Here is a 9,543-nt window from a genome sequence, read left to right as displayed (position 1 = left end):
ATCTGTGCTGGTGATCGGCGACAACCGCCCGGCGCTCTACTTCGGCATGCTCGCGGCCATCGCGCTGCGCGCGCTGCCCTCGCCGGCCTATCCCGACACCCCGCCCGAGGAGCTGCGCGGCCAGCTCGAGACCGAGTCGATCCGTTGCGCCCTGGTCGAGGACCAGGAGCAGGTCGACAAGCTCTTGACGATCCGCGCGGCCGGCTACGGGGCGCTCGATCATATCCTCTACGACGACCCGCGCGGGCTGGAGCAGGCCCCGCCGCCGGGCGCCCGGGCGATCGCCGCGCTGAGCGCACAGGGCCGCGCGCGCTTCAGCGCCGAGCCGGGACTGCGCGCGGCGCTGCAGGAGCGCACCAGCGTCCATGCCCCGGCGGTGCTGCTGCACTCCTCCGGCACCACCGGGCGACCCAAGGGCATCCCGCTCAAGCACGGCCACATCATCGCGGCGGTGCGCAACGCCTCGCGCGCCGGTTACTTCCGCGAGGGCGAGGTGCACATGGCCTATCTACCGATGGCCTGGGTGGGGGACTTCATCTTCTCGGTCGGTGCGGCGATCCTGCTGCGCTTCTGTGTCCACATCCCCGAGCAGCAGGAGACCGCGCTCCACGACCTGCGCGAGATCGCCCCGACGCTCTACTTCGGCTCGCCGCGCGCCTGGTCGAGCATGCTCACCCGCATCCAGGTCGGCATCAAGGAGTCGAGCCCGCTCAAGCGCGCGCTCTATGCCCACTTCATGCCCTTCGCCGAGCGGCTCGAGCGCGATCGCCTGGAGGGCCGGCGTCCGGCGCCGTGGCGGCGGCTGTGGCGCGGGGTGGGGGAGGTGCTGATGTTCGGCCCGCTCAAGGACCAGCTCGGGCTGCGGCGGGTGGCGCGCCCCTATACCGCCGGCGACGCCATGGGCGAGGACGTGTTCCTGTTCTTCCGCGCGCTCGGGCTCGACCTGCGTCAGTTCTACGGCCAGACCGAGAACTGCGCGCTGTGCGTGGCCCAGGACCCGGGCTCGGTGAGCCTGCACACCGCCGGGCGGCCCTTCCCCGGGGTGGAGCTGCGCATCAGCGACGAGGGCGAGATCCTGATGCGCGCCGACAACGTCTTCGACGGCTATTTCGACAACCCCGAGGCCACCGCCGAGACCCTGCGCGCGGGCTGGATGCACACCGGCGACGCCGGCCAGCTCGAGGCCGACGGTCAGCTGGTGGTGCTCGGACGGCTCTCCGAGGTGGTCTACACCAACACCGGCGAGCGCTTCATCCCGACCTATATCGAGAACCGGCTGAAGTTCAGCGACTACATCCGCGAGGCCTGCGTGCTCGGGCGCGAGCGCGACTTCCTCGCCGCGCTGGTGGTGATCGACAGCGAGGCGGTGGGGCACTGGGCGCAGATCAACGGCGTGCCCTATACCTCCTTCGCCGATCTGTCGCAGAAGCCCGAGGTCTATGCGCTGGTGCGCGCCGAGGTGGCGCGGGTCAACGCGCTGCTGCCACCGGCGCTGGCGATCCGCAGCTTCGTCAACCTGCACAAGGCGTTCGACCCCGACGACGGCGAGGTCACCCGCACCCGCAAGCTGCGCCGCGACGTCATCGACGCCCACTATGCGCCGATCATCGAGTCGCTCTACGCCGGACGCGACTCGATCGAGTACGAGGCCCGGATCGGTTACGAGACCGGCGCCTCCGGCACCCTCAAGCGTCACCTGGCCATCGCCCGGGTGAACGCCGACCGCATCGCCGAGGAGGCCTGAGCATGGATATCGCATTCCTCATCGAACTGACCATCAACGGCGCCCTGACCGGGCTGATGTACGGCCTGGTCGCACTCGGCATCGTGCTGATCTACAAATCCTCCGGGGTGCCCAACCTCGCCCAGGGGGCGATGGTGATGATCGCCGCCTATCTGGTGTGGATGGTCGCCGGCTGGCTCGGCGCGCCGGTGGTGGTGGCGCTGCTGGTGGCCGTGCTCGGCATGTTCCTGTTCGGCATGCTCACCGAGCGGGTGCTGCTGCGGCGCATGGTCGGGCAGCCGATCATCATGGTGGTGATGCTCACCCTCGGGCTCGAGAGCCTGCTGCGCGGTCTCGGTCCGGGGCTGCTCGGCGCCGCGCCGAAGAGCCTGGATCTCGGCATCGACATGATGCCGATCATCGTCGGCGACGTGTTCATCAATCGCGAGTACCTGATCGGCGGGGCGATCGGCGCGCTGATGATCGGGCTGGCGCTGTTCTTCTTCCGCACCCGCCTCGGCACCAAGCTGCTGGCCGTCTCCGACGATCACGTCTCGAGCTGGTCGGTGGGGATCTCGGTGGAGCGCGCGGTGGCCGTCTCCTGGGGGCTCGCCGGGGTTGCGGCGGTGGCCGCCGGGGTGATGTGGGGCTCGGTGCAGGGCGTCGACTGGAGCCTGACCACGCTGCTCTTCCCGGCGGTGGCGGTGGTCATCCTCGGCGGGCTCGACAGCATCCACGGGGTGCTGGTCGCGGGGCTGGTCGTCGGCATCCTCGGCAGCGTCGTCCCCGGCTATGTCGATCCCCTGGTCGGCGGCGGCACCCGTGACGTGGTGACCTCGCTGATCATCCTGCTCACCATCCTGTTCCGCCCCCACGGCATCTTCGGGCGGGAAGAGATCGAGAGGGTCTGAGACCATGTTCTATCGTCAATCCGGCATCCATCACACCCGCTACGCCGCCACCCGCAAGCTGTGGCCGCTGGCTGCCGACCGCCGCCTGCTCGGCGGGCTGCTCGCCCTGGCGCTGCTCGCGCCGCTGTTGCTGCCCGAGCTGTATCTCAACAGCTATCTCGCGCCCTGGCTGATCTGGACCGCGGCGGCGCTGTCGCTGACCCTGCTGATGGGGATCGCCGGGCAGCTCCACTTCGGCTTCGCCGCGGTGATGGCCATCGGTGCCTACACCAGCATCCATCTCGCCCGCGCCGGCGTGCCCTTCGAGCTGGCGCTGGTCGGCGCGGGGCTGGCCGCGGCGCTGATCGGTTGCGTCTTCGGCGCCGCCGCGCTGCGCGTCAAGGGGCTCTATCTGGTGATGGCGACCCTGGCGATGCAGTACCTGGTCTCCTGGGTGATCATCAACGTCCCGGCGATCTCGGGCGGGGCGCAGGCCACCCTCGCCACCCCCGAGGTACGACTGCTGTTCATCCCCCTCGACGGCGACACCGCGCTCTACTACACCGCGCTCGGCTGGACGCTGATCTGCACCCTGTTGCTGCTCAACATCAAGCGCAGCAGCGTCGGGCGGGCGCTGGTGGCGGTGCGCGACAAGGACTTCGCCGCCGCCGTGATCGGCGTCGACCCGCTGCGCTACAAGCTGCTGGCCTTCTTCACCAGCTCCTTTCTCGGCGGTGTCAGCGGCGCCATCCTCGCCTTCTGCTACTACCAGGCGGTGACCCCGGAGCAGTTCGGTTTCAACGTCTCCATCCAGCTGGTGGCGATGGTGCTGGTCGGCGGTCTGGGCAGCGTGATCGGGGCCTATCTCGGCGCCGGTTTCATCCTGCTGCTGCCGATCGTGCTCACCAATCTGCTGGCCTGGGTGGCGGGGCTGGAGCTGTTCCCGGTCTCCTTCAACCTCATCGCCCACATCCCGCTGATGGTCTACGGCGCGCTGATCATCGCGGTGATCCTGTTCGAGCCGCTGGGGCTGGCGAAGATCTACGACAACATCCGCAAGTACTTCCTGGTCTGGCCCTTCCGCCACGCCCAGCGCTGATCGACACCCACGACAACGACAAGACAAGGAGGACCCCATCGATGAAGAAGACATGGTTGAGCGGCCTGCTCGGCGCCTGTAGCGCCCTGGCCCTGGGCGCGAGTCTCGCCAACGTGCCCGACAAGGAGCCGGTGCGCTTTGCGCTGCTGCAGGACTTCACTGCCGTCTACACCTTCCTCACCAACGAGTACAACCAGGGCCAGCAGGACTATCTGCGTCTGGTCAACGCCCGCGGTGGGCTCGACGGTCACCCCGTCGAGGCGCTGGTGCGCGACACCGCCAACGAGCCCCAGCGCGGCATCGAGGCCTACAACCGCGCCCGCGGCGAGGGCGCGGTGCTGGTCGACTTCCTCAGCACGCCGGTGTCGCGCGCGGCGGTCAGCCGCGTGCTCGAGGACGAGGTGGTGATGATCACCCCGCTGCACGGTCGCGGTGATGCCAGCCACGGCGAGACCTTCCCCTTCGTCTTCCCGATGATGGCGACCTACTGGTCGCAGGCGGCGATCCTCGCCGACTACATCGACACCGAACTCGGCGGGCTCGCCGGCAAGCGCATCGCCCTGGTGCACATCGACTCGCCCTTCGGCCGCGAGCCGGTGCCGGTGCTCGAGACCCTGGCCGAGCGTCACGGCTTCGAGCTGCGCGCCTTCGCCTATCCCAGCCCCGGCACCGAGCAGTCGGCGACCTGGTCCGACGTGCGTCGCTACCGGCCCGACCAGGTGCTGATCTGGGGCGCCGGCAGCGGCCAGCAGGTCTCGGTGCGCGAGGCCATCCGCAACGGCATCCGCCCCGAGCACATCCTCTCGGTGGTGTGGCTGGCCGAGGCCGACGCCGAGCACCTCGGCAAGCACATGACCGGGGTCAAGCGCTACGAGGCGGTCGCCCCCGGACGCGAGCTGCCGGTGATCCAGGCGATCCTCGACGAGGTGGTGGCCAAGGGCGAGGGCAGCGGGCCCGAGGAGAACGTCGGTTCGAGCTACTACAACATCGGCGTGGCGACCATGGCGGTGGCGGTCGAGGCCGCGCGCCTGGCGCTCGCCGAGTACGGCGCGCCGCTCACCGGCGACACGCTGCGCCGCGGCTTCGAGCAGATCAGCAACTTCGACGCCGAGGGGCTGATGCCGCCGCTGAGCTTCAGCGCCACCGACCACCAGGGCGGCGGTTTCGGCCGGGTGTCGCGCTGGGACGGCGGCGCCTGGGTGCCGGTCACCGAGTGGCGCAGCGCCTATCAGGACATCGTCTGGGACGAGATCGAGAAGGACGCCGCGGGCTTCCGCGACGGGCGCTGAGTCGGCGCGGGCGGGGCCGGGCGCCCCGTCCGCGACCGTGCGCGAGTGGGGCCGACGCGCGTCGTCGGCGCCGACCGAACCCGACCGGCGCGTCCGGTCGACCAAGGAGAGAGCGAGGGCCTTCATGGAGACAGCAGCCAATCGCGTCGCGTCGCTGCCGGTGACGCCGCCGCTGCTCGAGCTGAGCAACGTCGAGGTGGTCTACGACCGGGTGTTTCTGGCGATCAAGGGGGTGTCGCTGCGGATCGGCAAGGGCCAGATGATCGCCCTGCTCGGTGGCAACGGCGCCGGCAAGAGCACCACGCTCAAGGCCGTCAGCGGTCTGCTCGCGCCCGAGCGCGGGCTGGTCACGCGCGGCGAGATCCGCTTCCAGGGCGCCGACATGCTGGCGCTGGCGCCGCCGGCGCGGGTCGCCAGCGGGCTGGTGCACGTGCTCGAGGGGCGGCGCATCTTCGAGCACCTCACCCCCGAGGCCAACCTGCTCGCCGCCTACCCGCTGCGCGGCAGCCGCAAGCGCTACCAGGAGCTGCGCGAGCGGGTGCTGACCTACTTCCCCCGGCTCGGCGAGCGCGCCCGCACCAAGGCGGGCTATCTCTCCGGCGGCGAGCAGCAGATGCTCGCCATCGGGCGCGCGCTGATGACCGAACCCGAGCTGATCATGCTCGACGAGCCGAGCCTCGGGCTCTCGCCGCTGCTGGTGCAGGAGATCTTCGCCATCATCGGCGAGATCAACCGCGAGCAGGGGGTCGGCGTGCTGCTCGTCGAGCAGAACGCCGCCGCCGCGCTGGAGGTGGTCGATCACGCCTATCTGCTCGAGAACGGGCAGGTGGTGATGAGCGGCGAGGCGGCGGTGCTGCGCGAGAACCCCGACGTGCAGGAGTTCTATCTCGGCGGTGCCGAGCGGGTCGACTATCTCAACGTCAAACACTATCGCCGCCGCAAGCGCTGGCTCGCCTGAGCCGACGCGGCAAGGAGTCCGTCATGTCCGCTGCTGTCGTCACCATCCCGGTGGATGCCTCCACCGTCTCCCAGGGCGCGCTGCGTCCGGGGCTGTCGCTGGCCGGTCAGCTCGGCGCCCGGGCGCGGCTGCTCTCGGTGGTCACCCGCGAGAGCGAGACCGCCGAGCGCCGCGCCCTGCTCGAGAGCCTGCTCGCCGCGCGCGGGCTCAACGACGCCGAGGTCGAGGTCGGCGTCCACGAGGTCGCCACCGACGGGCTGATCGAGCGCATCGGCGCGACCAGCCCGGATCACCCCGTGGTGATGTCGACCCACGCCCGCGGCGTGGTCGGCGAGGCGGTGCTCGGCAGCGTTGCCAGCGAGCTGCTGCGCCAGACCCACCGCCCGATCCTGCTCACCGGTCCGCACCTCGACGACGCCTGGGGCGGGCCGATCCGCAGCCTGCTGGTGTGTCTCGACGGTTCGGCGCTGTCCGAGGCCATGCTCCCCGAGGCGGTTGCCTTCGCCCGCGCCATCGGCGCCGAGCTGCGGCTGATCCAGGTGCTCAAGCCGAGCTTCGGCCAGGGCGCCGACGCCGGCGAGTGGGTCTATCTGCGGCGCGTCGCCGACCACCTGCCCGAGCGTTACGGCGTCAGCGCCAACTGGGACGTGCTCCACGGCACCGACGTGAGCCGCGCGGTGGTCGAGTACGCGGCGCTGATCAAGGGCGCGGTGATCGCCATGACCACCCACGGTCGCACCGGGCTGCAACGCATGCGTCTCGGCAGCTTCGCCCGCGAGGTGCTGCTCGCCGCGCGCTCCCCGGTGCTGGTGATGCAACCGGCCGGCGACTGATCCGCAATCCCCGCAAGCGCCCCGGCGCCCGCCGGGGCGCCCCGTCATGGAAGGCCCCGCGATGAACCCGCCCGACCTCACCGATGCCCGGCTCGGTCTCGCCGACCGGGTCGCCACCCTCACTCTGGCGCGCGACGACGTGCGCAACGCCCTCACCGGCACCGCCCTGATCGACGACATCGTCGCCACCGTCGACTGGGTCAACGCCTGCGAGGCGGTCTCGGTGCTGGTGATCGCCGCCGAGGGCGCGGCCTTCAGCGCCGGCGGCAACATCAAGGACATGGCCGCGCGCCGCGGCGACTTCGCCGGCGACGCCGCCGAACTCGAACGCCGCTACCGCCACGGCATCCAGCGCATCCCCCGCGCCCTCTACCGCTGCGAGGTGCCGGTCATCGCCGCCGTCGACGGCCCGGCGATCGGCGCCGGCTGCGACCTCGCCTGCATGGCCGACCTGCGCATCGCCTCCACTCGCGCGCGCTTCGGCGAGACCTTCATCGACCTCGGCCTCATCCCCGGCGACGGCGGCGCCTGGTTCCTGCAACGCCAGATCGGCTACCAGGCCGCCTTCGCCCTCACCGTCACCGGCCGCGTCATCGACGCCGCCGAGGCCCACCGCCTCGGCCTCGTCCTCGACGTCGTCGAACCCGACGCGCTCACCGCTCGCGTCCACGAAATGGCCTCAACAATCGCCGCCAAGTCCCCGCAGGCACTGCGTTATGCCAAGCGACTGATGCGGCTGGGGCAGGTCGGGAGCCTGGAACAAGTGCTGGAGATGAGTGCGGTGTTGCAGGGGTTGTGTCATTGGGGGGAGGGGGTGGGGCGGTGAGTTTGTTGGGTCGTTCATATTTTGTGTTGATTTTTGAGGTGGTATGGGTGTGAAATTAGGGAAGGATAGGATCAATTTTATTGGGTTGTTTGCATGGGTTGGAAGGTAAAAAGGCTCTGGGCAAGCCGACTTAATCAATGAGTGGTTGGGCATAACGGGTATCGCTGTGCTGCCCCGGGGAGAGTAGAAAGCTCAAGGGGACGCGCTTGTTGGCGCAGAGCAGTTAGATCTTGGTCGTCACGCTCGAGCGCATGGCTCAGCGGCTCTTGCGATCTTTTTTCCGCCGCTAGCGGCGGCGCGCGTGGCCGGATCGATGTTGAGTCGATCATCCAGATCTCCAGGTCGATCAACCCATCCTTGCGCAGACGGATGTGCAACCGCTCCAGGACTTTGGTGATGAAGGTGCCGTCGTCACGCCAGTCGAGAAACCGCTGGTAGACCGTCGATCAGGGATCGAAACGCTTGGACAGATCGCGCCACGCTGCGCCCGAGTACAGTGCCCAGAAGATGCCGTTGAGCATCGGGTGGTCGTCACGGCACGGGCGAGCGTGTGCTGCGGATGGGGAAACAGATTGGCGATCAGCTCCCAGGCCTCTTCTGAACTTTCGTAAAATATCGACATCTGGCCTCTTTTTCTGCAGAACGAGGTCAGTGCAACAAGCAGGGTTTTTGTGAAAAACGTAGTACTAAAAAACATAAATTCTTATCAAAATTAAAACGTATACGTGGGCGCCTTACTGTTTTGCCATGAAGGCTAAAAGTCAATTTATGGAAAACCGCTTTTCACGGAGGCTCTAATGAAAGTATTGGCTGTTGTCGGCAGCATTCGCCGCGGGAACACCTACACGATGGTTGAAGCGGCCGCGCAAGCACTAAACTGCTGCGACGTTGACTTAATTAACTTGAAAGATATTTCAATAACGCATTGCAATGGTTGCCTGTGAGTCCGTTATGCATCACGCTATTATTTCTGATGACCTCGTCGATGTCTTAGTTGGTAAGCTGTTAAGTATAGCCTCTTAAGAGTTGTCTCTTTGGAGGTCTGTCTGATCTGAAAGACACCCATTTGCCATGGAAAAATTTGAAATATTCACTGCGCTTGGGATTTCATTTACAGCAAGTCTTCTCGCTGTAGCGATTCTAGGCACATCGCGACTAATTTGGAAAAAATATCTTGAAGATGTCTATATAAAGCTCATCTCGAAAAGCCAAATAGATGTGAGCGGCGCTTGGTCGAGGAAGTATATTACGCGGACTGAAAAAGTTCCTTGTTTTTGCAAAATTATTGTCAGGCAAAGTGGAGCGGAACTGAGGGGGGAGATTATATTCACTTTTAGCGGGGCTAATAGAAACCCAGATAAAAAGTATAATTTTCTAGGAATGCTGCGAAGCGATGTTGTAAAGCTGTTTTTCACGAACGCAGACCAGAGAATGAAGGGTGGTGGGGCAATTTGCGCGCAAATCACGAATGACGGGATGAAACTCGCCGGCTATGAATCTTACTACGATACTGCATCTGACACGGTTGTTTCCGACCCGGTTGAGTTCTCTCGCCAGTAGATGTCCCCTTACCCAGTAGTAGTATCGTAGTTATCAAAAAGGAGTTATCAAAAAGGACACCCAGAGCGCCGGGAAAAGCAGGATTTGAAGGACACCCATTTATCATTGACGCTCGCAAGGCGCTCTCCTACGCTTCACCCAACACCTCCAGCGGAGATGCCCCATGACTCGTCCCCGCGCCGCGCTCGTCTCATTGTCCGATACGCCTTGGTATCACGTCGTCACGCGCTGCGTGCGGCGGGCGTATCTCTGTGGCTTCGATCGGCTGACCGGGCGGAGTTTCGAGCATCGGCGCGGCTGGGTGGAGTTGCGGTTGCGTCAGCTCGCCGGGGTGTTCGCGATCGATGTCGCGGCCTATGCGGTGA

Annotated in this window: 9 protein-coding genes and 1 pseudogene; all 10 read left to right on the top strand. The window is 66.5% G+C overall.

Annotated features, from left to right (window positions below; translation table 11 throughout):
• Positions 1-1,744 (top strand): long-chain fatty acid--CoA ligase (locus tag EBL85_RS15915; RefSeq protein ID WP_148040569.1); only part of this gene is annotated, 1,744 nt, incomplete at its 5' end.
• A 2-nt stretch (positions 1,745-1,746) separates the two neighbouring features.
• Positions 1,747-2,634, top strand: coding sequence for a branched-chain amino acid ABC transporter permease (locus EBL85_RS15910; RefSeq protein WP_005224230.1), 888 nt, complete (start codon positions 1,747-1,749; stop codon positions 2,632-2,634).
• A gap of 4 nt (positions 2,635-2,638) precedes the next feature.
• Positions 2,639-3,712, top strand: coding sequence for a branched-chain amino acid ABC transporter permease (locus EBL85_RS15905; protein ID WP_005224229.1), 1,074 nt, complete (start codon positions 2,639-2,641; stop codon positions 3,710-3,712).
• 41 nt (positions 3,713-3,753) lie between these two features.
• Complete coding sequence (locus EBL85_RS15900; RefSeq protein WP_123143419.1) at positions 3,754-5,001, top strand: ABC transporter substrate-binding protein; 1,248 nt, start codon at positions 3,754-3,756, stop codon at positions 4,999-5,001.
• A 124-nt stretch (positions 5,002-5,125) separates the two neighbouring features.
• Complete coding sequence (locus tag EBL85_RS15895; protein ID WP_005224227.1) at positions 5,126-5,959, top strand: ABC transporter ATP-binding protein; 834 nt, start codon at positions 5,126-5,128, stop codon at positions 5,957-5,959.
• Between the two features lie 23 nt (positions 5,960-5,982).
• The gene (locus EBL85_RS15890; RefSeq protein WP_123143418.1) at positions 5,983-6,792 is read left to right on the top strand and encodes a universal stress protein; all 810 of its coding nucleotides are present in this window, start codon (positions 5,983-5,985) and stop codon (positions 6,790-6,792) included.
• 61 nt (positions 6,793-6,853) lie between these two features.
• Positions 6,854-7,618, top strand: a complete 765-nt coding sequence (locus tag EBL85_RS15885; protein WP_005224225.1) for an enoyl-CoA hydratase-related protein — start codon at positions 6,854-6,856, stop codon at positions 7,616-7,618.
• A 797-nt stretch (positions 7,619-8,415) separates the two neighbouring features.
• A complete protein-coding gene (locus EBL85_RS17640) occupies positions 8,416-8,562 on the top strand; it encodes an NAD(P)H-dependent oxidoreductase (protein ID WP_123143417.1) in 147 nt (48 codons plus the stop codon).
• Positions 8,563-8,689: 127 nt separating this feature from the next.
• Positions 8,690-9,178 (top strand): hypothetical protein, encoded by a 489-nt coding sequence (locus EBL85_RS17120; RefSeq protein WP_148040568.1) that lies wholly within the window; start codon positions 8,690-8,692, stop codon positions 9,176-9,178.
• A 163-nt stretch (positions 9,179-9,341) separates the two neighbouring features.
• Positions 9,342-9,543 (top strand): annotated as a pseudogene (locus EBL85_RS15870) (hypothetical protein); the annotation flags it as partial.

It is taken from the genome of Marichromatium sp. AB32 (genome assembly GCF_003718675.1).
Classification (GTDB): domain Bacteria; phylum Pseudomonadota; class Gammaproteobacteria; order Chromatiales; family Chromatiaceae; genus Marichromatium; species Marichromatium gracile.
The sequence above is the reverse complement of the archived record's forward strand: the minus strand, read 5'-3'. Positions and strand labels throughout refer to the sequence as shown.

Bases quoted from the DNA above. Each gene is read 5' to 3' on its own strand.
- EBL85_RS17120 (WP_148040568.1), top strand. From the start codon at position 8,690: ATGGAAAAATTTGAAATATTCACTGCGCTTGGGATTTCATTTACAGCA.
- EBL85_RS15890 (WP_123143418.1), top strand. From the start codon at position 5,983: ATGTCCGCTGCTGTCGTCACCATCCCGGTGGATGCCTCCACCGTCTCC.
- EBL85_RS17640 (WP_123143417.1), top strand. From the start codon at position 8,416: ATGAAAGTATTGGCTGTTGTCGGCAGCATTCGCCGCGGGAACACCTAC.
- EBL85_RS15885 (WP_005224225.1), top strand. From the start codon at position 6,854: ATGAACCCGCCCGACCTCACCGATGCCCGGCTCGGTCTCGCCGACCGG.
- EBL85_RS15905 (WP_005224229.1), top strand. From the start codon at position 2,639: ATGTTCTATCGTCAATCCGGCATCCATCACACCCGCTACGCCGCCACC.
- EBL85_RS15900 (WP_123143419.1), top strand. From the start codon at position 3,754: ATGAAGAAGACATGGTTGAGCGGCCTGCTCGGCGCCTGTAGCGCCCTG.
- EBL85_RS15895 (WP_005224227.1), top strand. From the start codon at position 5,126: ATGGAGACAGCAGCCAATCGCGTCGCGTCGCTGCCGGTGACGCCGCCG.
- EBL85_RS15910 (WP_005224230.1), top strand. From the start codon at position 1,747: ATGGATATCGCATTCCTCATCGAACTGACCATCAACGGCGCCCTGACC.